22 protein-coding genes are annotated in these 25783 nt (G+C 44.8%); 10 read left to right on the top strand and 12 right to left on the bottom strand.

What is annotated here, in order from left to right; genetic code table 11:
* Positions 1–377 precede the first annotated feature (377 nt).
* Together ABD894_RS27660 and ABD894_RS27655 are read right to left on the bottom strand one after the other, a co-directional pair.
* A complete protein-coding gene (locus tag ABD894_RS27660) occupies positions 378–2447 on the bottom strand; it encodes a TonB-dependent receptor (protein ID WP_345214351.1) in 2070 nt (689 codons plus the stop codon).
* A gap of 72 nt (positions 2448–2519) precedes the next feature.
* Entirely contained in the window at positions 2520–3842 is a 1323-nt protein-coding gene (locus ABD894_RS27655; RefSeq protein ID WP_345214350.1) for a PQQ-dependent sugar dehydrogenase, read from the bottom strand.
* 175 nt (positions 3843–4017) lie between these two features.
* Between ABD894_RS27655 and ABD894_RS27650 the strand changes: the two genes are divergently transcribed.
* The 3 genes from ABD894_RS27650 to ABD894_RS27640 all read left to right on the top strand — a co-directional run bounded on the left by ABD894_RS27650 (position 4018) and on the right by ABD894_RS27640 (position 10224).
* Positions 4018–5940, top strand: a complete 1923-nt coding sequence (locus ABD894_RS27650; RefSeq protein ID WP_345214349.1) for a T9SS type B sorting domain-containing protein — start codon at positions 4018–4020, stop codon at positions 5938–5940.
* A gap of 282 nt (positions 5941–6222) precedes the next feature.
* The gene (locus ABD894_RS27645) at positions 6223–8169 is read left to right on the top strand and encodes a T9SS type B sorting domain-containing protein (protein WP_345214348.1); all 1947 of its coding nucleotides are present in this window, start codon (positions 6223–6225) and stop codon (positions 8167–8169) included.
* 96 nt (positions 8170–8265) lie between these two features.
* Positions 8266–10224 (top strand): T9SS type B sorting domain-containing protein, encoded by a 1959-nt coding sequence (locus tag ABD894_RS27640; RefSeq protein ID WP_345214347.1) that lies wholly within the window; start codon positions 8266–8268, stop codon positions 10222–10224.
* Between the two features lies 1 nt (position 10225).
* Here ABD894_RS27640 and ABD894_RS27635 read toward each other — a convergent pair whose 3' ends face one another.
* Positions 10226–10747 carry an NADPH-dependent FMN reductase gene (locus tag ABD894_RS27635; RefSeq protein ID WP_345214346.1) on the bottom strand — a complete coding sequence of 174 codons (522 nt, stop codon included), beginning with the start codon at positions 10745–10747 and terminating at the stop codon, positions 10226–10228.
* A 285-nt stretch (positions 10748–11032) separates the two neighbouring features.
* Between ABD894_RS27635 and ABD894_RS27630 the strand changes: the two genes are divergently transcribed.
* From ABD894_RS27630 to lepB, 5 genes are read left to right on the top strand one after another with little or no spacing between them, the layout of a single operon-like run.
* A complete protein-coding gene (locus ABD894_RS27630; protein ID WP_345214345.1) occupies positions 11033–11836 on the top strand; it encodes a ParA family protein in 804 nt (267 codons plus the stop codon).
* A 3-nt stretch (positions 11837–11839) separates the two neighbouring features.
* Positions 11840–12748: a ParB/RepB/Spo0J family partition protein gene (locus ABD894_RS27625; RefSeq protein ID WP_345214344.1), complete on the top strand. Its 909-nt coding sequence runs from the start codon at positions 11840–11842 to the stop codon at positions 12746–12748.
* A gap of 2 nt (positions 12749–12750) precedes the next feature.
* On the top strand, positions 12751–13467 hold the full coding sequence (locus ABD894_RS27620) for a DUF5683 domain-containing protein (RefSeq protein WP_345214343.1): 717 nt from the start codon (positions 12751–12753) through the stop codon (positions 13465–13467).
* 44 nt (positions 13468–13511) lie between these two features.
* The gene (dapB, locus tag ABD894_RS27615) at positions 13512–14258 is read left to right on the top strand and encodes a 4-hydroxy-tetrahydrodipicolinate reductase (protein WP_345214342.1); all 747 of its coding nucleotides are present in this window, start codon (positions 13512–13514) and stop codon (positions 14256–14258) included.
* A 23-nt stretch (positions 14259–14281) separates the two neighbouring features.
* Entirely contained in the window at positions 14282–15376 is a 1095-nt protein-coding gene (gene lepB / locus ABD894_RS27610) for a signal peptidase I (protein ID WP_345214341.1), read from the top strand.
* Between the two features lie 529 nt (positions 15377–15905).
* Here lepB and ABD894_RS27605 read toward each other — a convergent pair.
* Positions 15906–16394 (bottom strand): hypothetical protein, encoded by a 489-nt coding sequence (locus tag ABD894_RS27605; RefSeq protein WP_345214340.1) that lies wholly within the window; start codon positions 16392–16394, stop codon positions 15906–15908.
* Positions 16395–16641: 247 nt separating this feature from the next.
* Between ABD894_RS27605 and ABD894_RS27600 the strand changes: the two genes are divergently transcribed.
* Positions 16642–16962, top strand: a complete 321-nt coding sequence (locus ABD894_RS27600) for a DUF6686 family protein (RefSeq protein WP_345214339.1) — start codon at positions 16642–16644, stop codon at positions 16960–16962.
* A 32-nt stretch (positions 16963–16994) separates the two neighbouring features.
* On the opposite strand, the gene ABD894_RS27595 is transcribed toward ABD894_RS27600, so the two are convergent.
* From ABD894_RS27595 to rpmB, 8 genes are all read right to left on the bottom strand, one after another.
* Positions 16995–17531, bottom strand: a complete 537-nt coding sequence (locus tag ABD894_RS27595; protein WP_345214338.1) for an RBBP9/YdeN family alpha/beta hydrolase — start codon at positions 17529–17531, stop codon at positions 16995–16997.
* Between the two features lie 2 nt (positions 17532–17533).
* The gene (bshC, locus tag ABD894_RS27590) at positions 17534–19135 is read right to left on the bottom strand and encodes a bacillithiol biosynthesis cysteine-adding enzyme BshC (RefSeq protein ID WP_345214337.1); all 1602 of its coding nucleotides are present in this window, start codon (positions 19133–19135) and stop codon (positions 17534–17536) included.
* A 45-nt stretch (positions 19136–19180) separates the two neighbouring features.
* Positions 19181–20515, bottom strand: coding sequence for a 30S ribosomal protein S12 methylthiotransferase RimO (rimO, locus tag ABD894_RS27585; RefSeq protein WP_345214336.1), 1335 nt, complete (start codon positions 20513–20515; stop codon positions 19181–19183).
* Positions 20516–20871: 356 nt separating this feature from the next.
* Positions 20872–21255: a GxxExxY protein gene (locus ABD894_RS27580; protein ID WP_345214335.1), complete on the bottom strand. Its 384-nt coding sequence runs from the start codon at positions 21253–21255 to the stop codon at positions 20872–20874.
* A 102-nt stretch (positions 21256–21357) separates the two neighbouring features.
* Entirely contained in the window at positions 21358–22323 is a 966-nt protein-coding gene (gene ftsY, locus ABD894_RS27575) for a signal recognition particle-docking protein FtsY (RefSeq protein WP_345214334.1), read from the bottom strand.
* A 204-nt stretch (positions 22324–22527) separates the two neighbouring features.
* Positions 22528–22689 carry a DUF4295 domain-containing protein gene (locus tag ABD894_RS27570; RefSeq protein WP_345214333.1) on the bottom strand — a complete coding sequence of 54 codons (162 nt, stop codon included), beginning with the start codon at positions 22687–22689 and terminating at the stop codon, positions 22528–22530.
* A 72-nt stretch (positions 22690–22761) separates the two neighbouring features.
* Positions 22762–22944: a 50S ribosomal protein L33 gene (gene rpmG / locus ABD894_RS27565; RefSeq protein WP_345214332.1), complete on the bottom strand. Its 183-nt coding sequence runs from the start codon at positions 22942–22944 to the stop codon at positions 22762–22764.
* 84 nt (positions 22945–23028) lie between these two features.
* Positions 23029–23262 carry a 50S ribosomal protein L28 gene (gene rpmB, locus ABD894_RS27560; protein ID WP_345214331.1) on the bottom strand — a complete coding sequence of 78 codons (234 nt, stop codon included), beginning with the start codon at positions 23260–23262 and terminating at the stop codon, positions 23029–23031.
* A 222-nt stretch (positions 23263–23484) separates the two neighbouring features.
* On the opposite strand from rpmB, the gene acs reads away from it, so the two are divergent.
* Positions 23485–25386, top strand: coding sequence for an acetate--CoA ligase (gene acs / locus ABD894_RS27555; RefSeq protein WP_345214330.1), 1902 nt, complete (start codon positions 23485–23487; stop codon positions 25384–25386).
* Positions 25387–25783 lie beyond the last annotated feature (397 nt).

Below are 25783 nucleotides of genomic sequence, written 5' to 3'. Positions count from 1 at the left end.
AAGATAAGAAACACCTCGCCTTTCATTATTAATGTCTTTTCAACATTGTGTTAGTTGTGCAACAGCCACTTTCTCTCAAAAGAAAAAAGTACCAAAAAAGAAAAGTCGCGGCTGCGCAAGGAACTTTTAAAGTTTCTGCTTAGGCAAGGCTTGTGCTACCCGTTCCTTACGATGCCGCATTTTGTCGGTTATTTACGTTTGTGCTTTTGCATGTTACCCTACACCGCAGCCGCTTGGCTTCCGCCAAGTGGCAACTATTCCGCGGCGTCCCGCCGCGAGCTAACAAAGTATTCAAGTCGGCTTAAACGTTCATAGAGCGAAAAGCCACTCAAGCCCCGAACCTCGCCCCTGAAACCTCACAACTTACAACCCACAACCTACAACAAGAAACTCACTCCCGTATTAAAATTACGCATAGGCGCAGGGTTATAGTAGCGGTTGCCTACGGCGTTTAAATCATTGCCGAGGCTGTATTTTTGGTTCAGCAGGTTGTCGGCTCCGGCGAATATTTCTAAACGAGTTTTGCCTGTTAGTATCTGCCAGCTGGCTTTTGCCTGTAGCAAATGATAATGAGGGGCAAAGGCGGTGTTGCCATAGTTAAGGGGCAGCCTGTCGGTAAAGTTATGCTGTACAAATAGCGATACATTTTGCGGCATTCTTAACTGTATACTGCTCACCACTACGTTGCGGGGTACACCGGTTAACTGCTTGCCCGAGTAATTGGTTGTGGCATCGGAGTAATCCCTGAATGTAAAGCGGCTGAATGTATACGAAGTATTGAACTGCACGCCGCGCACAAAACCAGTAGTTTGTCTGTACAGCCAACTGCTGAAATACAATTCAAAACCCGGCTGATTGGTACCGCCCGCGTTGGTATAATATTCGGTTTCGTTGGCCAGCCGGCGCACCACAATGGCATTTTGCAATCGGTAGTAAAAAACAGAGGCATCCAAAAATGTGCTTTCATCTTTATTACGTAACCTGAAACCGGTTTCGTAATTCCAGCCGTATTCGGCGGTGAGGTTGGTATTTACAATGTTGTTGGTAGGGCGCACTTCGGCAATAGTTGGGGTGGAGTACCCGCGACTTACCGATGCCCTCCACACAAAATTATTGGTAACGCTGTATGACAGTGCTACCCGCGGCATCAACTGCGGATCAAAACTTTGCTTATTAAACCCTGTTTGGTTAAGCGGAAATTCGTTTTTAAATTTATACTGATAGTAATTTAAGCTAAGTGCTGCTTCCAGTTGCCAGCGTTTGTAAAACGTGGCAGCATAACGGGTGAAAATAAAATGCTGGTTGGTATTAATCTGGTCGAGCGCCTGCGCATTGCCGCGTTCGCCACCATTGTTATCATAGTTGCGGATATGCGCGTTGGTTTGCTGCCACTCCACGCCCAAGTTCAGCTTCCAGTCGAGGTTTTGTTTCGGGATGCCGTTCAGTTCAAAATAAGTACGCAGGCCATAAGTATTTTCGCTGCGCTGCTCATAGTTGGTGATGAAGGGATTGGCAAAATCAACATGGTTACCAAAAACGGTGGCCACATTGCGAATCCGATTATTCAAATGCCATTCATTTACCAGGCCACCGTAATACATTTTTTGCTGAATGCCTATCTTTTGGGCTAAAGCACCCGGCACTAAGGCCGTTGACGGGCGTGCCGCTTTCGGGTTGGCATCGCGCTGTGCTTCGGTGAGGCCGCCGGGAGTTTGGTAATTAAGGTCGGAGTAAAATAGCAAGGCACGCAGCTCATTATTGCCTGCGTACTTAAACCGGTTGGCCATGTTTACAAAGTGGCGGTACATATAGCTGTGGTCGCGGTAACCGCCATAACTTTGATAAGCCTGGTTAAGATTAAGCGTGTAGTTGCCCACCGTTTTTTGCAAACCTGCCTTTTGGTGGAACAAACCATACGAACCCGCGTTTATCCCGGCCGACAGGTAATCTTCACTGCTTTGGCTCAACGGGTTTAACAGTACCACACCACCCGAGTTAGCGCCGAATAAACTGCCATCGGGCCCTTTCAGTACTTCTATATTTTGTATACTGCTTACATCAATGGCGTTGAGGTACGTATTGCCCCCGGCATCGGTAAGCGGAATTTCATCATAATACATTTTAATATTACGCACCCCAAACGGCGAGCGCAGTAAACTTCCCCTTATCGACAGGCGGTAACTGCCCGGTGTACGCTCTTCGGCACGTATGCCCGGTAAGGTGTTCAGCGCCGGGATGAAAGAATTATCGGGCTGCCTTTGTAGCTGGCTTGCACCGATAACCCCAACAGATGCAGGCTCGGTAATTACAGGCTGCTCGGACGACAGATAGCCACGAATGGTTACTCCCTTTAAGGCGCCCGTGTCGGCTTTAAGTGTTTTGTTGGTTTGTGCCGATGCTGTTAAGCCGGCTGATAACAGGAAAATGGTAAGGTAGATTTTTTGCACTTGTGATGGGGGATATCAACAAAAATAGTCCTTTAAAAATTAAAGGACTATCTTCATTTTGTAAGAATGTAATTAATTGGCAGCCACGCGCCACAAGCGGTTCGAGGCATCGTCAGATACCAGTATCGAGCCATCTTTAAGCACTGCTACATCAACCGGGCGACCGTATACTTCGTTCTTCTCCAGGTTGGCGATAAAGCCGGTCAGAAAGTCTTCGGTTTTGCCGGTTGGTTTGCCATTGGCAAATGGGGCGTATATCACTTTGTATCCTACCAGTTTCGATCTGTTCCACGAACCATGCTGACCGATAAAGGCACCGCCCTTATACTTAGCCGGGAATTTGTCGCCGGTATAAAATGCCAAACCTAACGAGGCCGTATGCGGACCAAGCGCTAAATCGGGTACCAGGGATTTGTTTACCATATCGTTATTGGCGCCCTTAAGTACAGGGTCGGCATGTTTGCCAAAGTAGGCATAAGGCCAGCCATAAAAGCCGCCTTCTTTTACGCCGGTTAAATAGTCGGGCACAAGGTCATCACCCAATTTGTCGCGCTCATTTACTACGGTATATAATTTACCTGTGGTCGGTTCAAAATCGGTACCAACCGGGTTACGTAAACCAGCGGCATATATTTTTTCTCCTGTACCATCGGGGTTGATCACTAATATATTGGCGCGGCGTTTCTCATTGGCCATGCCATGCTCACCCACGTTACTACCAGAACCTACCGATATATAGATCTTGCTGCCATCCTTAGCGGCCAACAGGTTGCGGGTCCAGTGGTTGTTGTATCCCCCGGCAGGTAGTTTTAATATCCGTTTGCCAATGCCTGCAATTTTGGTTTGGCCTGTTTTATACGGATAGCGCCACACCCCATCGGTATTGGCTATGTAAAACCAATTGCCCACAACCAAAATACCGTAAGGCTGGTTAAGGCCACTCAGGAAAACCGTTTTCAAATCGGGCTTTCCATCGCCGTTGGTATCTCTGAACAATAATATATCATTGGCGCTTTTGCCCAGGTTTTGCGATTTATTAACCCCTGTTATTGCAGCGCCAACTTTTTTAACGCCTTTGGCCTCGGTATTGGCTTCTGATACAAAAATATCCCCGTTGGGGGCAACATATATATTACGCGGATTGCGCAGGCTATCGGCAAACAAGCTAACGGTAAAACCTTCGGGCGCTGTGGGCGTTTTACCCGCAGGCCAGCCAATTACATTACTGTAGTTAGTTACCGATTTGGTAGCATAAGGCGCAGGCAGTTTTACCTTTTGGTTGCTTTTATTTTCAACCGTATCGCTTTTGTTGTAGTTGGCGTTCTTCTTTTTACCGCCACAACCGGCAGCCAGTAAACCGGCAGCAAACAGGCATGCAATATATCGCGTTTTCATATTAGTATATGTTTTGTAGATAGTTTAACTGTACGATAAAATATTTGTTTGCAACAATGTATCATTGTTCATTATGTGACCAGCTTTGTTATTGTAGCAAATGTGGCTAACTTGCTTAATTGAAGTTTAAACCACACTTTTTTTGGTCTTGATGCGAGTATTGGTCACCCGGTTGATGATGTGCGTGATAATGGCTGTTGCGGCGGTGAACAGTTATGCCCAAAGCTGTACCGGCAACCTCGGCGACGCGGTGCTGCAAGAGTCGTTCGATGTAGATAAACCTCTCGGCGCTGATGTTACTACTTATGAATACACCCAGGAAGAATGCCTTTATAACGGCGCGTATCGCCTGGCTAAACGTACCAGCAATTGTTATGAGGGTGTTTGGCTAACGCTTGATCACGACCATACCTATGAAATGGATCCTTCATCAAACAGCAACATGTTGATGGTAGCGGCAAATGCGGCGCCGGGCGTATTTTATATGCAGCCCACTAAAGATCAGCAACTTTGCCCCGGCACTACTTATCAGTTTGAGGTTTGGGTAATTAACCTGGTAAAACCCGGCTTCACCAATCTCGTTAAGCCTAATCTTCTTTTACAGGTGCAAACTCCCGATGGGCAGGATCTCATGGCCCCTTACGCCGCCGGTGATATTCCCAACGATGGTCAGTGGCACCCGATAAGGGCACTTTTCACCACCCGCGTTTTAACTACCAGTGTGGTGGTAAAAATATCTAACAATGCCAATGGCGATGCCGGTAATGATCTGGCGTTGGATGATATCAGTTTCAGGGCTTGCAGCCCGGCGGTTTCAACGGGGTTCGATATACCATCAGTAGAAGGGCAGCCTATTTGTGCCGATTATGATAAAACCTATTACATGTCGGCCTCCGCACCGGTAGGTTACCGCAATTACCAGTGGCAGCGCCTGGTTAATAATACCTGGATAGATATTGCGGGCGAAACAAACGACAAGCTCACCATAAATACCGGCAACGGTATGGCCGCAGGCGAATACCAGTACCGGGTTGCAGTTACTAACGACGCCAATATAGGCTCGATATATTGCCGAACATATTCGAGCCCAAATATTTTAACCTTACCACCCAGGATAACTGCCTCCTCTGTACCTGTTTACTGCGAGGGTAGCGGCATCATCATTACGGCATCAGGCGCCCATGCTTATGTGTTTACCAAACCTAACGGACAAACAGTAGAGCAAACCGATCCGGTTTTTACCATTGAAAATGCCACCGTACAAAACAGCGGGACATACAAGGTGCAGGCTAAAACCGCGTCGGGTTGTTTGGGCGAAGCTGTGCTGCTACCAATAAAGGTTAAGCGGCAGTTCAGCGCGAGCGTTGCCGCGGTTGACCCTATCTGCGAAGGCGAATCGGTAACGTTATCGGCCACGCAAACAGGTGGCGATGTTAGTGATAATTATACGTATAGCTGGTCGCCGGTAGTTGGTTTGAACAACCCGTACGCGCAAAACCCGGTAGCATCGCCAACCGATACCACCACCTACACGGTAACCATTAGTAACGATGCCTGTTCGGCAAGTTACGAGGTAACGGTAAATGTGCTCAAGATACCGAGGGGGGTGGTTACACCGATAAAGGAAATATCCGAAGGGCAATCGGTAACGCTGGATGCAACCATATCGGGCGATATCACTGAATATTACTGGACACCGTCAACCTATCTCGATAATCCACGCGCGTTGCACCCGGTAGCTACTCCGCCCGATAATATCATCTACACGCTAAATCTTGTTGGCCCCTGCACCGGCAACGAAGCGCCGCTAAGTACGTTTGTGCATGTATTTAAAAAGATAGTACCGCCCAACGCGTTTTCGCCCAATGGCGATGGCATTAACGATGAATGGAAAATTGACGGCTTGTTCACCTTTCCGCAGGGAATAACCACGGTGTATAACCGTTACGGGCAGGAGGTATTCAGAAGCGTTGGCTACAGCCGCGCATGGAACGGCACCTACAATGGCACCACACTTATGCCCGGCGTGTATTATTATATTATCGATTTGAAAAGCAATAAGCCTAAAATAACGGGTTGGGTGATGATTATGCGGTAAGGGGAGGAAAAAGGATGAAAGCCCAAAGGCAAAAGCTAAAAGCCGAAGGCTCCCCAAAAAAGCCTTCTTTGCGAAGCAGAGAAGGTGGTCGAGCGTAGCTAAGACCGGATGAGTAAAATTACAGCCCCAAAAAGCAAAACTTCGATCAAGTCCTTAGTCATTTTCACCTCCTGCTAAATTGTTAAAACAGTATGGTTTAGCATTTTGATTTTGCCTTAAATGTGATTACCTTAACCGCCGCTGCAAAATATAAACCTGCTTTCCTAAATTTAAATGCGCTTATTGATCATACGGTTACTGTTATGTGTGTTGTTTGCTATTTGTACCGGTAAGGTATCGGCTCAGGTTTGTACAGGCAACTATGGCGATCCGGTGATTGAAGAGACATTTGGCAACGGTTCATCCGCGCCGCTAAGTACGCAGCAAACCAATTACAAGTATGTTGTAGGTCGCTGCCCTGAAAATGGTGAATATTCTATAGTAAAATTCAATCCCGGTTGTCATACCGAAAGCTGGCACACCGTTCTGCAAGATCATACTACAGACCGAAATGGCGCTCATATCCCCGGAGGAAATATGATGCTCGTGAACGCGTCTGAAGATAAAGGGCTGTTTTTTACACAAACGGCTCATAATCTTTGCGCCGGTACTACCTATAAATTTTCAGTTTTTGTGTTGGATCTCATGCGTCCAAATCCTGCCAGACCGGATGCTTTACATCCCACTTTACGCTTCAAGGTAAAAAGGGCCAACGGTGAGGAAATCACACACACTAATAAAGATCCTATACCCATAGGTCCCACAGCAGGGCCTCAATTTCAAGAGATATTTACAACATTTATCGTGCCGGGCGATGCCAACGATGTAGTAGTTGAAATTTACAACGATGGTGATGGTGGTTATGGTAATGATCTTATTTTAGATGATATTACCTTTCGCGCCTGCGGCCCCGATGTGCTAACCGGATTTGATGATGCCGGTACCCCAATGCAAAAAAGTATTTGCGTTGGTGAAGCTTCTGCATATGCTTTAAAAGTAAGTACCACTGCTAACTTTACCGAACGGCAATGGCAGCGGCTGGAAGGCGAAACCTGGGTAGATATAAAAGGTGAGAACCGCGGCGAAAACAGCGACAGGTATTTAACCCCCGATAATTTACCTGCCGGGATGCACCAATACCGTGTTGCCGTAGCAAAAACCAACAACCTCGATGCCCTGCAATGCCGTATTTATTCGGATATAATTACGCTGAATATAAAGGCCCGGCCGGTGGTGCCGCCGTTTAATCAGCAGCCTGTGTGCGAAGGTAGTAATGTAACCCTCACGGCATCGGGTGGTACACAATATAAGTGGTCGGGGCCGGGGATAACATCGCCGGTATTTAAGGCCGATCCTAACCTAACCATTCCCAACATTACATTCGCGCAGGGGGGGACTTATTCCGTACAGGCCATAACGGATGGCTGCCCCGGTGACGAAACCACCGTTGAAATAGATGTAAAGCCTAAAATTATAGCGACTATTACCAGTGATGTTGAGGTTTGCGAGGGAGTGCCTGTGGCGCTGGAGGCAACAGGCGGTGTAAATTATAAATGGACACCATCAACAGGGTTAAGTGCCGATAATATTCCTAATCCGGTGGCTGTATTAAATGAAACTACCCCCTACACAGTTACTATAGACAACGGTGCCTGTACCGAAACAAGAACGGTAACCATTAAGATAATTAAAAACGCGAAGGCCATAGTGCCCGGTACTATTGAGATGAACGAAGGACAGTTTATAACCCTAAACGGCGGCACAGCAGGCGACGTCAATAGCTTTTACTGGACACCGGCGCTCTATCTCGATAATCCTAACTCGCTTACACCTATTGCCAGTCCGCTTACTGATACCCGCTATGTGCTGCATGTAAGCGGCCGTTGCGAGCCCGATACTGCGGGTGTGTTTATTAAAGTGTATAACAAAATAAAAGTACCCAATAGTTTTTCGCCCAATGGCGATGGCATTAACGATTACTGGAATATCCCCGGCCTGGCTACCTACCCCAATAGTGTTACCACGGTATATAACCGTTACGGGCAGGAGGTATTTCGCAGCACAGGCTACGCCCGCCCGTGGAGCGGCTCATATAACGGTTACCAGTTACCGGGCGGAACTTATTATTATATTATCGACCCGCATAGTAAATCGCCAAGGCAAACGGGTTGGGTATTGATAGTGAGGTAGTTTTAGGCAGTTTGAATATAGCTGTAATTGCCTAACTGCCATTTTGATATTGCTGATAATGTAATTATCTTTCACCGCTTAACCTCCCCCTATTTAATGCGTGTACTAATTACCAAGCTGTTATTGTTTGCGCTGTTTGCGTTTTGCACTATTGATGCATCCGCGCAGAGCGATTGCACGGGCAGTTTTGGTGATCCGGTAGTAACGGAGGATTTTGGCTATGGCCCCCAGCCAGGCGGGGCGCTGCCCGATGGGGAGGTGTTGGAAATTTCTTATACTTCCAATTCTTGTCCGGAAGATAGGTTCAACAGACATGGCGAATACAGTATCGTAAATAGCGTTGATCCAACGTGTCATCCCGGCGCATGGCATAATGTAACACAAGATCATACTATACCTTCGCGGCCGGATGGGCGCATGATGATCATTAATGCATCTTATGACGAAAGTACTTTTTTTGTTAAGAAGATAGGCCCACTTTGCCCGAATACCACTTACCAGTTTCAGGCCTATGTATTAAATCTCATCACTACTGCAGCGGGGAACAATCAACCTGACCTGTTGTTTTCTATCGAAACAACAGATGGCGCTTTGTTAACAGATGGATTATCTACCGGTAGTATTATGCCCACACCCACACCGCAGTGGCTGCCTTTTTCAAAAACTTTTACCACAGGTGCAAATGAAGTTACAGTAATATTAAGGATCACCAACAAAGCGCCGGGCGGTGCCGGTAACGATTTTTTACTGGATGATATTACCTTCAGAGCGTGCGGCCCCAACATAGTTACTGGTTTTGACGGCAGCGACCAGAATATCACCCGGAGCGTTTGCAATACGCAGGTGCCTTTAACCGTAGGCGGTGTTTCTGCCGGGTATACCGAAAGGCAATGGCAAAGGCTTGAGAACAATACCTGGGTTGATATACCAAATGCCAATACGGCCATTTATCAAACGCCTGCAAATTTATCTGCCGGGGTGTATCAATACCGTGTAGCATTGGCGCGTACGGGTAATATCGGCTCACCTAATTGCAGGGTGTATTCGGGGGTAAATACACTAACCGTGCGCCCTTTGCCTGTGGCTGTAGTAGCCACGCCCGCGGCAGTTTGCGAGGGCAGCGCCTTAACCTTGACAGCGAGTGGCGGCGAGCAATACCGATGGACAGGGCCGGGAATTGCCAACCCTATATTCAGTACCGATGCAAGCCTTACATTTACCGATATAGCACTTGACAAGGCCGGAACCTACTATGCCGAAGCGATGACGGCGGGCTGCATTGGCCCCAAAGTACCGGTTACGGTGCAGGTAGATCCTAAAATTAGAGTATCGGCCATAGCAGCAAACGTGGAGATCTGCTTGGGTGAATCTACACAATTAACGGCTACGGGCGGCGCGAATTACCATTGGTCGGCGTCCACAAGAGGGGGCGGCATCAGCGATGCTAATATTGCCAACCCCACAGTTACACCCACCGAAACCACCACCTACACGGTAGTAGCCGATAAAGGAGCTTGCAGCAGTATTGCCACTGTTACCGTAAGGGTGCTGAACAAGCCGGTTGTAAGTCTCACATCGTACCAGGCTATTTATGAGGGGCAATCGGTGAAACTGGATGGTGCCGTTGTATCGGGAGATGTGACGGGCTTTAGCTGGTCTACCCCGATGGATTTGGATGACCCGTATTCGTTAACGCCGACAGCCAGTCCGCGCGAAAACATAAAGTATACACTTACGCTAAGCGGCCCCTGCGGTACTGATACCGCGAGTGTGCTGGTAAGGGTTTTTCACAGGGTGGATATTCCCAATACTTTTTCGCCCAATGGCGATGGGGTTAATGATTTTTGGAGTATTGATGCATTGGCCACCTTGCCGCAAAGTGTAACTACTGTATTTAACCGTTACGGGCAGCAGGTATATCGCAGCGTTGGCTACAGCAAACCCTGGAATGGCACTTACAACGGCACGCCATTACCCGCAGGCAGCTATTATTATATGATCGACCTCAATAATAAAATGCCCAAACGCACAGGCTGGGTGCTGATAGTTCGATAGCTTAAAATTTAATGAATTTATCCAGTTGCTCTTCGGTAAAGCGAACGGTATCGGTCTCAAAGAAATCACCGTCGGCATTCAGTTCTTTTTTAATGGCCGAGATATGAATTTTCAGCGGCATCACATTCAGGTGCAAGTAGTGGCACACGCCTGTAAAATGGTCGATACCGCGAATGTTGCCATACTTGCCCGATGATATACCTACCAGCGCGGCCTTCTTTTCGTAAAAGCTATCCGGAAAATCGCAGGCATCAATAAATATCTTCAATATGCCGGGGAAACTGCCGTTATACTCGGGTATCACAAACAAAAATTTATCGGTTTTGGTGATCATTTCCTGTATCGGTTTAAACTCCTCGCTGCGCTGCCCGTAAAGGTCGGTAACGGAGATGGAACAAGGCAGATCGGCCAGTGATAAGATCCCGGCTTCGGTACCTTTGGCGCTTAACCTTTTTTGCAGGTATTTTGCCACTTTAAGCGTTGAACTGCCCGGCCGGTTGGTTGATGATATGATGGTAACCATTTGCTTTTAAATTATTGAATTACTGCCGCATTGATAACGTGACTGAATAAATTTAAACGTTGATATGGTTATCGTAAGTGTGGAACTCACATCCGGGTAATTCATTCATTCAGCAAATCAATAGCTAACCCAAGCAGGTAATTATTGTTTGTAAGTTGGCATTTACTGTGGATTTCGGTACAATTTTATTGCGTATCTTAGCGTCCGGTAAAAAACCGTACGAAGGTAGAAATTTCTGAGCCTATTCTTCGTTATTATAAGTCTGTGATAAAATAAATATATAGAATGAGTAAAATTATTGCACTGGCCAATCAAAAGGGTGGCGTGGGTAAAACTACATCATCAATTAATTTGGCTGCAAGTTTAGCCGTATTAGAATATAAAACATTATTGGTTGATGCCGATCCCCAGGCAAATTCAACCTCGGGTATAGGTTTTGATCCGCGTAATATAAAGAATAGCATATACGAGTGTATCATTAACCAGATAGACCCGCATGAGGCTATCCAAAAAACCGATACCCCTAATTTAGATCTTTTACCGGCGCATATCGACCTGGTAGGTGCCGAAATTGAGATGATCAACCTGAGCGGCCGCGAGTATAAAATGAAGCAGGTATTGGAGAGCGTTAAAGATGAGTACGATTTTATCATCATCGATTGCTCGCCATCACTGGGTTTGATCACCATTAACGCCCTTACCGCTGCCGATTCGGTAATTATACCGGTACAGTGCGAGTATTTCGCGTTAGAGGGTTTAGGTAAATTGCTGAACACCATAAAAATTGTACAATCGCGCCTGAATACTACGCTGGCTATTGAGGGTATATTATTAACCATGTACGATGTAAGGCTTCGCCTATCCAACCAGGTGGTTGAAGAGGTGCGCACGCATTTTGAGGATATGGTTTTTGATACCATTATACAGCGTAACACCCGTTTAAGCGAAGCGCCAAGCTTTGGCGTATCGGTAATTATGCACGATGCTAATTGTAAAGGCGCTATCAATTATTTGAACCTGGCACGCGAAATCATCAATAAGAACGGATTAGTAAAAAGCGAATTAGCGCAAACTACAGCAACAGTATAATAAATGAGTGCAGAGAAAAGAAAAGCCCTGGGTAAAGGATTAGGTGCACTGTTAAACGATTCTGTTGATGTACTGCCTTATAATAAGAATACACAAGCTTCGCAGCAGCCCGAGGTAAACGACCTGGGTTCGGTTAACGAGATAAAGATTGAGCAGATTGAGGTTAACCCCTTTCAGCCACGTACCGAGTTTGATGAGCAGGCATTGGCCGAACTATCAGATTCGATAAAAAAACAGGGGCTGATACAGCCTATCACCGTACGTAAGGTAAATAATAACCATTACCAGCTTATATCGGGCGAGCGCCGTTTGCGCGCCTCAAAAATGGCTGGCCTAAAGGATATACCGGCCTATATACGTACCGCTAACGACCAGCAAATGCTGGAAATGGCGCTTATTGAAAACATTCAGCGCGAAAACCTGAACGCTATTGAGGTAGCCCTGAGCTTTCAGCGGATGATTGACGAGTGCAGCCTGAAGCAGGAAGAGCTGGGCGAACGCGTGAGCAAAAACCGCTCTACCGTTACCAACTACCTGCGTTTGCTAAAGTTGCCGCCTGCTATACAGGCATCGCTGCGCGATGGGGTAATTACCATGGGGCATGCGAAGGCATTGATAGGCGTTGACGATCCGGCAAAACAAATATTTTTTCATCAGTATATTATCCAGCACGATTTATCCGTTCGTAAAGCGGAAGAAATGGTGAGGGATATGCAGCGTAACACTGTGAAAAAAGAGGGTAAACAACCCGAGCCACTATCCTTCCAGGTACAAAAAATACAGGACGAACTGGCCTCAAAGTTTAGCACACAAGTTAAACTTAAGGTAAACCCACAAGGTAAAGGAAGCATCGAGATACCATTTTTATCAGAAGATGACCTGAACCGGATACTTGAAATGCTGGATTGGTAAAAATGCTTAAACACCTGCTGATAATTTTTTTATTAACCGTAGCCGGTTTTGCCGCGAAAGCGCAAACTACCGATAGCACCGCTGTTTCGGAAAAGGCTGCTGCCGATACCGTGCCCGCAAAAAAGGCAGATACCGGTAAGAAAAGCGAAAAGCCCAAAAAGGAAACCAAGCCATCAGTAGCGTTTAAACCGCAGGAACCCACTAAAAGCAAATATCACCCGGATAGCACGCATAGTCCGCACAAGGCGGTAATGCGTTCGCTAATGGTACCTGGCTGGGGGCAGGCCTATAACCGTAAATGGTGGAAAGTGCCTATCGTATATACCGGCCTGGGGTTGTTAGGTTCGGCAGTGATATTCAATCAAAAGTACTATTCGGAGTTTTTGGCCGTGGCCAAATACAGGCGTAGGGGAGAAGCACCTAATCCGGGTGATAAATACTACCAGGCCTATCAGGATTACTCATCTATCACCCAAACAAATATTGAGAGCTATGTAGATGGCTACAGGCGTAACCGCGATTTAAGTATACTGGGTATTTTAGGTGCCTGGGGTATACAAATGGTTGATGCTTATATTGATGCCAAGTTTATGCACTCGTATACCATGGATGAAGATTTGTCCATACGTATAACCCCCGGTTTGATAAACCAGCCCATGTACGCCAGTAATATTAACAGTACTTATATCCCGGGCATAAAACTTACCTTTACGTTTTGATAATATCTCAGTATTATCAATAACTTGCACAAAAATATATTCTGATGAAAATTGCATTATTAGGTTACGGTAAAATGGGTAAGAGCATTGAAAAGGTAGCCCTTGACCGTAAGCATGAAATTGTACTTAAAATAGATTACAACAACCAGCACGAGCTTACTACCGAAAACCTTCAAAAGGCAGATGCCGTTATTGAATTTTCAACCCCATCATCAGTATTAACTAATATTCAGCATTGCTTTAACACGGGTGTACCTATCGTTATAGGTACTACAGGGTGGTACGAGCACATTCCCGAATTGAAAGTGCAATGCGAGGCCGGCAACAACACGTTGATGTATGCCTCTAACTATAGCGTAGGCGTAAACATCTTTTTTAAGGTGAACGAAGTGCTTGCCAAAATAATGAACAATTACCCGTACTATGATGTGCAGGTAGAAGAAATACACCACACCCAAAAGCTCGATTCGCCGAGCGGTACCGCTATTACCATTGCCGAAGGCATAATTGATAATATTGATACCAAAAAAGAATGGGCCAATATTTTAATAGCTGATACCCCTGCGGAAGACAACCTGCGCGCCGACCAACTGCTGATAGAATCGCACCGTATTGAGAGCGTACCGGGTACGCATACCGTTATTTACGATTCGGAGATTGATACCATAGAGTTTAAGCATACCGCGCATAACCGTAATGGTTTTGCTTTGGGCGCCGTGCTTGCCGCCGAGTGGTTAAAAGATAAGAAAGGGTTTTATACCGTTGCCGATATGTTTAACTTCAGCATTTAATTTGCTGCCAACATACATTTATAATGAACTGGAGATTCTGGAGAAAAAAAAATCCTGCCAAGAAAAAGAGTGCCGCCCGTGAGTGGACCGATGCCATCATCTTCGCGGTTATTGCCGCTACGCTGATACGCACCCTGTTTATTGAGGCTTACACCATACCAACCCCATCAATGGAGCGCTCATTATTAGTAGGCGACTTCTTATTTGTGAGCAAGGTTAACTATGGCGCACGCTTACCGATGACGCCTGTAGCATTCCCGTTTGCGCACCATACCATGCCAATAACCGGCACCAAGGCTTACTGGGATGGTATTAAATTACCATACTACCGTTTACCGGGTTTCAGCAATGTTAAAAAAGGCGATGTAGTGGTATTCAATTACCCTATGGATGCCGATGCACCGCTATCCCGCCCGGTTGATAAACGCGAGAACTATATTAAACGTTGCCAGGGTGCGCCCGGCGATACTTTAAGTGTGGTTGACGCGCAGGTATATGTAAATGGTAAAGCAGCGCCAAATCCGCCGGAAGGGCAAATTGATTATGTAATATCAACCACCGACGGTACAAGCTACAACCCCTTACTGAACAGACAATTTAACATATCCGACTATAACGGCGATGGTACTACTACCATGACGCCTGCATCGGCCCAGGGAGTGAAGGCAACTGCGGGAATTAAAAGCGTTGTGCCATCAATACGCCCTAAGGGTATACCCGAAAATTACCCGGTTTTTCCACAGGATGCACACTGGGGTTGGAATGCGGATAACTACGGCCCTATCATCATCCCTAAAACGGGCTGGACTGTAAAACTGGATAGCCTGACTATCCCCGTTTACAAACGCGCGATAGAGGTATACGAAGGCAATAAGGTAGAAGTGAATGGCAATGAGATCACCATTAACGGTAAAAAGACCGACAGCTACACCTTCAAAATGAATTACTACTGGATGATGGGCGATAACCGCCACGACTCCGCAGATTCACGCTACTGGGGCTTTGTTCCGGAAGATCATATTGTAGGTAAAGCCTTGTTTATATGGATGAGCTGGGATGATAACGGCAGCTTCTTCAGCAAAATTCGCTGGAGCAGGTTGTTCAGAGGAGTAAAGTAATCTTACCTCTTATATAGTATTTGAAAAGCTTGTCGATTGGCAGGCTTTTTTTGTTGTAAAATCGCGTCATTGCGAGGAACGAAGCAATCTCTACTTAGGCTGTGCTTGTGCTGTAATGAATGTTAGTCTGCTCTTGGCCACAGTGGCCATTATTTTTGAGCCCAAATGGAAAAGGGCTTGTCCCGTAAAAAGGCTTCTATGCCGCACCGGCCTCTACCCTGCAACCCATGCAGAACTTAGGGCTGGAACTTTTGCCCTGCCGCTCATATCCATCCCACATGCAACAAGTTCGCTATGCCCGCCTTTGCGCTCATGGCCTCCACTGTTCTGCACGTTTGCGCCGAAGCTGTTTGTCTGACGGAGAAAAGACTTTTAGCCCCCCTCTCAGTCGCTCCGGCTCCGTTCGAGTGACTGCTATTACGCGGCGTCCCGCCGCTCTGCAATAAGTAGGGCTTGTTAGATATGTTGAAAGTTTACTGCCTAATGGGATTCGCCGCAAAATAAAAGAAAGGATATTGGCTTATTGAGATTACAGATAAACTTCCCTGTCGCTGTATTTATCAATTTGACGTTTTAAGTTTAGTTGTTGCAAATCTGTACAGATTAGACGTACTTGTTCATCTTCCCATCCTTCAGTGCCCGGCAATAATTCGGCGTATGTTTTATTGTTACTGTAGATGCAACATTCATTCCTTGTATGCGGCATCCGGCGAACATCCCGTTTGCGGTAAGTAAAACTAAGATCGGAAGCATTAACAATTTCTTTTTGTTGTACTCCCCAAAAGTTAACGGAATTAAATGTAATCGTGTTCCTTAAAAAATCTATATCTATATGTTTTAAGCTATAATTTATTGTTTGATTAATAATGTAAAATGCCATTGGCACTAATAATATCAAAGCGCCAATAATACTGATAAAAGCGAAAGTTGAAAATAATGTAACCACCATTATTACCAGTTTGGGATATGGAGAAATCAGTACACCGCTGGTATATGTTTTTATGGCGTTAAGTTCCATAATATAAATATAAAGCGTTTTAGTGGCAAATATTATAAAGTAATAAGGACTATCTTTTTGTAACTGAAAGGTACTACGCCATGTATAAGTCACGAGTTACGCTATACTAACTCGCGACAGCATCCACCCATACCGGAACCTCAAACCCCGAACCTCGATCCTGAAGAAGAACAATTTCTTACAAATCCCTTTGATTTATAAAAATAGATAATATCTTTGTTATTTATAATTGGTCTAAATAAATATTATGTGCGAAACGATAGTTTTAAGTAAAAAAGCTTCGGCGGTAATAAGTTATTGCAAATGTTGCTCGGTGATTTATATATGGCATCATAATCTGATGTTAAGCTTTGAGTACGACCAGTTTGAGGCCTTCCGTAATTTTACCGAAGAGGTAGATTACGAAGAGCTAACTTACCCTTTCCCCGATGGTACTGAGCGCATCATATTACGCACACCCAACCGAGATATCAATTTTACCTTTAGTGTTGATGAGTGGCACAGCTTCAGGCAGGCAATGGACGAAGCCCTCTACATGCGCGAAGTTTATATGCTGATTGATAAGTAAATCGGGTGTTGTTTTAACAATAGGCTGATCTGCTATTGATCCAATCGCTTTAATAATTCTATGCCTTCTTGCCAATGGCCAAACCCGGAGCTTACGTTGATGTGGCCTGCTTCGCCAATATTTACAAGCTCGCTTCCCCAGGCATCGGCGAAGAGCATGGCCCTTTCAAAATTTACGTAATAATCATCGGTACTGGTAACTACTATTGATTTGAATGGCAGCTTAATTAAGGGAACAGGCGAAAAACCTGTGGTGCCGGAAGGATAAGTATCTGCTTCGGTATCGCTTGGAGCTACCAGCAAAGCGCCCTTTATTTTAATGTTGAACTTTTGTGCCCAATAGGCTATAGTGGTACAAGCTAAGCTATGGCCTACCAATATCACATCCTGAGGATTGTGCTGGCTTACGGCATTGTTAAGCGTTTCAACCCAATCGGCACGAACGGGTGTTTCCCAATCCTGCTGTTCTACACGGGTGAAATTATATTGTTGCTGCCAGATGCTTTGCCAATGCTGCGGCCCCGAATTGCCTAAGCCGGGTACAATAAGGATGGTTGATTTAAACGCCATCGTTATTCAGATAACACGGTGAACTTAAAATCGAGCGGTTCAAAATTATTGATCAGTTCATCTATGAATGATTGTCCCCATTTAACATAGAACAAACCGAAGTTCTCACTGCGTTCCTGCAAGCTATCTTTAGGGAACAGGGCGGCTTTTATCTGCTCAATTTGCTCCAACCGGGTTGGATAGTTCTTCTTTTCGGCCTTTACCAGTTTCTTTTCAAGGTTACCAATGGCGTGCTCCAAACGTACCTTCACCGCCTCGGCAGAAGGTGCGAGGGTGCTGTCAATCTTATAAGCTCTTAGTTTTATCTTTTCGAAAACGGCTTGCAGTTCGCGCCATTCCTCTTTTAAGGTAAGGTTATGCTGACTGTTCTTTTTTACCCACAGATTTTTTATCTCGTCGGTAGTTTTAAACAGATCGGCCGGTTTAATCTCCATGCGTTTTATTTTGGCCGCGTAATCTTTAGGGATCACCAAGCCGGAGTTGCGCAAGATCAGAATAGGGAAATCAACATTATACAGGTCGAAATTCGATTTCAGCTCCAGCCAGTACACCACTTCGGCGCCACCGCCTACGTAGGCAATGTTTGGTAAAATACATTCCTGGTACAGTGGACGCATCACCACGTTGGGGCTAAACCTTTCGGGATAAGTGCCGATTTCCTGTTTCAGTTCTGCTTCGGTAAAGCTGATCTCGGTATTGAGCACATTGTAGCTGTCGTTCTCAAATACGATACGTTCGCGCAGGCCATCCAGCAAATAAAAGAAATTGATCTCCCGCGGATTAACCTGTATATGCACACCTAACTGATGCAGTTTGGCGTTGGTTTCGGTAATGTTTTTAAAGCTGTTTTGCTCGATAATATCACGCTCGATGATAGGGGCGAAATGCTGCTTAAAACGATGATCGTCGGCATCAATGATCACCAACCCGTATTGACCAAACAGCGCGTCTACCAAATAACGGGTAGCATCAGCCAGTTTATCAAACTTGGTATAGGTGGTTTCTACAATTTCGGCGAGTTCGGGGGCATTGCCCTCCATGCCTAAAACGCCTTTGTACTGGTTAAGCGCCTGGCGAATAGTATCGGGATTAATACGCCCTGTAGCGCCCGATGCCTCGTACCACCAGTGTACCTTTTTACCGCCGATGTTGGTGTAATTTATTTCGGCAAAATCATGGTCCTCAGAGGCCATCCAGTATATCGGTACAAAATCTTTATCGGGGAATTGGGCTTTTAGCTGACGCGCCAGTTTAATGGCGGTAACTATTTTATAAAGGAAATACAACGGCCCCGCGAAAATATTAAGCTGGTGACCGGTTGTAATAGTGTAAGTGTCGGCTTGTTTTAGCAGTTCAATATTTTGCTGCACCAAACCCGAATATTGAGTGGTTGGCTCGGCACCTTTAAAATATTGATCGTGCAGTACCTGTGCCAAAACATCGCGGTTTGCTGCTACTTTTTTGTTTTGCAGCAAAGCCTCAAAGCCTTTCATGTCCGGCCGGTGGCTGTAAAAAGCCCTCAGTTCCGGCGCGTCATCCAGGTAATCAATAACGGTTTGGGAAAAATACCCGGTATCCTTATAGCTGATACAATTAGCATCCATTGCCCCAAATGTAAAGCATTAGGCCAAAAGTTCAGCAACTTAAAATTATTTTACAATCCGTCCATAAAGATCGAAGTCCTCTGCTTTGTCAATTTTTACGTTTACAAAGCTGCCAACGGTTGCATAGTCAAGTGCGGCATTAATCAGCACCTCGTTATCTACCTCGGGCGAATCATATTCTGTACGGCCAACAAAATAATCGCCATCTTTTTTATCAACCAGTACTTTATAAGTATTGCCTATTTTCTCCTGGTTCTTATCAAAAGAGATACCCTGCTGTATTTCCATTATGGCATCGGCGCGTTCCTGTTTTACTTCTTCAGGCACATCGTCCACCAGTGAATGGGCATGCGTTTTTTCTTCGTGCGAGTAAGTGAAACAGCCTAATCTATCAAAACGGGTATCTTCTACCCATTGCTGCATTTCTTCAAAATCCTGCTCGGTTTCACCCGGGTAACCGGTGATCAGCGTAGTACGCAAAGCGATGTTTGGCACTTTATCGCGGATAGCATCTACCAGGTCGATAGTTTTTTGCTTGGTGATACCACGGCGCATCGATTTTAGCATGTCATCGCTGATGTGCTGCAATGGCATATCCAGGTATTTACAAACGTTCTCGCGCTCGTTCATCACATCCAATATTTCCATCGGGAAACCGGAAGGATAAGCGTATTGCAACCTGATCCACTCCACGCCATTCACATCGCTTAAGCGACGAATCAATTCATCCAAATTGCGTTTGCCATACAGGTCCAGCCCGTAATAGGTAAGATCCTGCGCTATCAGTATCAGTTCTTTAGTGCCGTTCTTAACCAGGCTTTTGGCATTGTTTACCAATTGATCAATAGGCTGCGAAAGGTGCTTACCCCGCATTAACGGAATAGCGCAAAACGAACACGGACGGTTACAGCCTTCGGCAATTTTAAAGTAAGCAAAGTGCGAAGGCGTGGTGAGTAAGCGCTCGCCGATCAGTTCGTGGCGGTAGTTGGCGCCAACGCTGTGTAATATATTTTGCAGGTCGTTAGTACCAAAATAGGCATCAACGTTGGTAATTTCGGCTTCCAGTTCGGGTTTATACCTTTCAGACAAGCAACCGGTTACGATAACCTTACCTACCTTGCCCTCTTCTTTCAGCTGGCTGTATTGCAAGATTGTATCGATAGATTCCTGCTTGGCATTATCAATAAAACCACAGGTATTAATTACGATGATATCATCCTTACCCACTTTATCAGCCTCGTGCACAACATCAAAGCTATTGCCCTTCAGCTGGCCCATCAAAATCTCCGAATCGTAGATGTTTTTTGAGCAGCCTAAAGTAACCACGTTCACACGCGGTTTGGCAATCTTTTTTACATGGTTAATTTCTTTTGTCCTCATTATTTCTTTTTGGATTTCACCGATTTGTTGTTCCTGATTCACCGATTTTTTTGTGGCGATGATTTCAGGATTGGGTGATTTCTATTTTATTCTTTTTGGATTTCACCGATTGATTAGGATTTCACCGACTTCTGTATGAGGAAGATGATTTCGTTTCAATTGGTGGATTTTCCTTTTATTCTTTTTGGATTTCACTGATTTGTTGTTCCTGATTTCACCGATTTTTTTGTACAATGATTTCAGGATTGTGGTGATTTCTATTTTATTGTTTTTGGATTTCACCGATTTGTTGTTGCTGATTTCACTGATTTTTTTGTGGTGATTTCAGTTTTTTGGTGATTTCCTGCCTTTATGTGTTATATCGATAGCCTTTTTACTTCGCAGCTTTGGTTACCGAAATTTATTAATAGTCCTGTTTTTATATTACTTGCCTTTAGATATGATAAAAGTTGTTTATGGAACAGCTTCGGCATATCAAAACCTGTTACTGATTTTAGTTCTACAATTACTTTGTTCTCTATAAACAGATCGCACCTGAACCTGCCTACAAAATGTCCCTTAAAGAGAACATCAAATTCTTTCTCCGCTTCAAAACTCAATTTTTGGATCGATAGCTGATGTTGTAACGCTTTGGAATAGATCTTTTCTATAAAGCCAGGTCCCAGCTCTTTATGAACCTCAAAACAACACCCGATTATCTTTTCAGTGAGCAGATCTTTCTCGAATGAAGCGTTATCCATTATCAATCAAAAAAATCGAAACTTAAAATCAATATTCCAAAAACCAGTGAAATCATTCCGAATCGGTGTAATCCCCCAATAATCGGTGAAATCCAAAGAAAACTAATCTTTAAATAAGCTATCCATAAACGCTTTCCTATCAAAAAGCTGTAAGTGATCCACACCTTCGCCTACACCTATGTATTTTACCGGGATCTTAAACTGATCTGATATACCTATAACCACGCCGCCTTTGGCTGTGCCATCGAGCTTGGTTAGCGCCAGGGCATTAACCGCGGTGGCTTCGGTGAACTGCTTACATTGCTCAATGGCGTTTTGGCCGGTTGAAGCATCAAGCACCAGCAAAATTTCGTGCGGTGCGCCGGGTACTACCTTTTGCATCACATTTTTAATTTTGGTAAGCTCGTTCATCAGGCCTACTTTATTGTGTAAACGCCCTGCGGTATCAATAATAGCCACATCATCGCCATTGGCCACTGCCGAACGCAGGGTATCAAAAGCTACCGATGCCGGGTCGCTGCCCATGGGCTGTGCTACCACCTTTACATCCACACGGTCGCCCCAAAGCTGTATCTGGTCAACCGCCGCCGCGCGGAAGGTATCGGCCGCGCCTAATACTACCTTGTTGCCTGCTTGCTTAAGCTTGTGAGCCAGTTTACCGATAGTGGTGGTTTTACCCACACCATTTACACCCACTACCATTATTACATAAGGCTTATGGCTGCCATATTCAAAATTGTTGAAATCGTTGCTGTTGTTTTCGGCAAGCAGCTTTTGAATTTCATCGCGCAGCAAACCGTTAAGCTCGGTAGTGCTTACATATTTATCGCGGGCAACACGCTCTTGTATACGCTCAATAATTTTGAGGGTAGTGGTTACGCCAACGTCTGACGTTACCAGTACCTCTTCCAGCTCATCAAGCACATCGTCATCAACGGTTGATTTACCGGCAATGGCTTTGGTTATCTTCGAAAAAAAACTGTCTTTCGTTTTTTCAAGACCGGTATCAAGTGCTTGTTGCTCCTGCTCGGTGTTCTCTTTTTTCTTAAAGAAATCAAATAATCCCATAAACTATAATATGCAGATGTATAATGTGCTTAATGCAAATGTACCGATATGCAAACAGGTAATATGCTTGTACACGTCATAAAATAAACAACGTGGCGGCATAGCTGCTTGCTTGTATACCATGCAAGATCGGGCTCAACAAAAAAAGCCCTCTCGTTGTGATACAAGACGGCTTCGGTATTTTTGTAACGGAACGAACTATTATTAAGCTTTAGCGTCGTTAATAGCGTCCTTAACGTGATCGTTGTGCACAATCAGTTCTTTGAAAGTGTAAGCACCTGTTTTTGGTGATTTAACAGCGGTGATCACTTTTGAATATTCTTTGCCTTTACCTGTTTTCAGGGTTGCAACTACTTTCTTTGCCATAATCTAATATTGTAAAGTTGTGATTGTGATTATACAGTTAATTAAAACCGCAAACTGCAATAGCAACAGTTATTATTTAATTTCTTTATGAACAGTTACTTTTCTAAGTACAGGGTTAAATTTCTTTAACTCTAACCTTTCAGTTGTGTTTTTCTTGTTCTTGGTAGTAATGTAGCGAGACATGCCTGGCAGGCCGCTTCCTTTATGTTCAGTACACTCAAGTATAACCTGAACTCTGTTACCTTTCTTAGCCATAATTTTTTTATGTTGTAAGTTGTATATTACAAACTACAAGGCGCAATTACATGCATCTTATAATCCGTATAATTCAACTATCTATTAAATGTATCCCTTTTTTACAAATTTATTGATACAAGCAGTTATACCGTTCTTGCTGATAGTTTTAACTGCTGAAGTAGATACCTTTAAGGTTATCCATTTATCTTCTTCAGGGATATAAAACTTCTTTAGTTTTAAGTTAGGATAAAATTTACGTTTAGTCTTAGCGTTTGAGTTTGAAACACTATTACCGTTCATGTATCCTTTTCCTGTTAAATCACAAATTCTTGACATGACAAATCTATTTATTACTTCCTCGATTTAATGAGGAGTGCAAATATCAGGTTTTTTAGTGAAATAGACAATACCATGAGCAAAAAAATTGAAAATCTTTTCATTATGTAAAACCACAGTGGTTAAAAACTGTATTTTAGGAGGCATAAACTGATTATTTGAGGCCAAATTTTATTTATCACAGCCTGTATTTTACCAATTATACTAACAAAAATTACTTTGATGAAGATAACATCATTTGAACAGTACCAGCAAGTTTATAAACAAAGCGTTGAAAAACCCGAAGAATTTTGGGCCGACATTGCCGATAATTTTCAATGGAAAAAAAAATGGGACAATGTTTTGCAATGGAATTTCAGAGAGCCAAGTATTAAATGGTTTGATGGCGCCAAGCTGAACATTACCGAAAACTGCCTCGACCGCCACCTCGAAAAACATGGCGATGTGCCTGCCATTGTATGGGAGCCTAATGATCCGCATGAAGATCACCGCGTGCTTACCTATAAACAACTGCATGATAAAGTTTGCCAGTTTGCCAATGTGCTTAAAAACAACGGCGCTAAAAAAGGCGACCGTATTTGTATTTATATGCCGATGGTACCCGAGCTGGCCATTGCCGTATTAGCCTGTGCCCGTATCGGCGCTATCCATTCGGTGGTATTCGGCGGGTTTTCGGCCCAGTCAATTGCCGATAGGATAAATGATGCTACCTGCGCCCTGGTAATTACTACCGACGGCAGCCAACGTGGGCCCAAAGAAATTCCGCTGAAGAGTGTAATAGATGATGCCCTGGTACAATGCCCTACTGTTAAAAAAGTAATTGTACTTACCCGCAGCCATACCCCGGTATCAATGATAAAAGGCCGTGATGTTTGGTGGGAAGACGAAATTAAAAAGGTAGAAACTCAAGGTAATCCTGATTGCCCTGCCGAAGAAATGGATGCTGAAGATATGCTGTTCATTCTGTATACATCGGGCTCAACCGGTAAGCCTAAGGGTGTGGTACATACCTGCGGTGGTTATATGGTTTACGCTGGGTATACCTTTGCCAACGTTTTTCAGTACGAGCGCGGCGAAGTTTATTTTTGTACGGCCGATATCGGGTGGATCACAGGTCATTCTTACATCGTTTACGGCCCGCTATCACAAGGGGCAACCACAGTAATGTTTGAGGGGATCCCAACCTGGCCGGATTGCGGCCGTTTCTGGGAGATTGTTGATAAGCATAAAGTAAATATCCTGTACACCGCGCCAACCGCTATTCGCTCATTGATGAGTTTCGGGCTCGATCAGGTGAATAATAAGGATTTGAGCACGCTTAAAAAATTAGGTTCGGTAGGTGAGCCAATTAATGAAGAGGCCTGGCACTGGTTTGATGATAATATAGGCAAAAATAAATGCCCTATTGTTGATACCTGGTGGCAAACCGAAACCGGCGGTATTATGATATCGCCCATAGCAGGCGTTACCCCGACCAAACCGGGCTACGCTACCTTACCGCTGCCAGGCGTGCAACCTGTATTGGTTGACGAGAACGGCGTTGAAATTGAAGGAAATGGCGTAAGCGGAAACCTGTGTATCAAGTTCCCGTGGCCGGGTATGCTGCGCACTACTTACGGCGATCACGAGCGCTGCCGTACTACTTACTTTGCTACTTACGAAAACCAATATTTTACCGGCGACGGCTGCCTGCGCGACGATGATGGCTATTACCGCATTACCGGCCGTGTGGATGACGTGCTGAATGTATCCGGTCACCGTATTGGTACTGCCGAAGTGGAGAATGCCATTAACATGCACAGCAGTGTGGTTGAATCGGCAGTGGTTGGTTACCCGCACGATATTAAAGGCCAGGGCGTATATGCTTACGTGGTTAGTCCGGATAAACATGGCGACGAGGAACTTACCCGCAAAGATATCATCATGACGGTATCACGCATTATTGGCCCTATCGCCAAACCTGATAAAATTCAGTTTGTAACAGGTCTGCCAAAAACACGTTCGGGCAAAATTATGCGCCGCATATTAAGGAAGATTGCCGAAGGCGATACCACCAACCTGGGCGATACCTCAACCTTACTTGATCCTGCTGTAGTAGATGAAATTAAGGCAGGAGCTCTGTAAGTAGAATCAAGAATAGAGAATCAGGAGACAAGATAGTTTCGTTTTAGCATTGACAACCTTTTAAAAGGTTGTCAATGCTTGCCTATTCAACGCCATGCAAACGCACTGCTTCTTAATAACCGAAAAAATGCGGCATCGTAAGGAACGGGTAGCACAAGCCCTGCCCACGCACAAACATTCAAAGTTTCTTGCGCAGCCGCGACGTTATTCACTGTTGTTTGTTTTTTTAAAGCGTTCATGAGGTCGCTACGCTCAGTATTTTTTTTGGTTCTTTTTTCTTTTGAGAGAAAGTGGCTGTTGCACAATATTGGCTGTTGAGGTCAATTATTATTAACTTATCAATATCCGTCCAAATGTTCAAAACGTTGTTGATGGGTGCATACTATTAAATAAAGTA

The sequence above is a fragment of the Mucilaginibacter gynuensis genome, from assembly GCF_039541195.1.
Classification (GTDB): Bacteria; Bacteroidota; Bacteroidia; order Sphingobacteriales; family Sphingobacteriaceae; genus Mucilaginibacter; species Mucilaginibacter gynuensis.
This window is presented reverse-complemented; position numbering and strand designations above follow the sequence as displayed.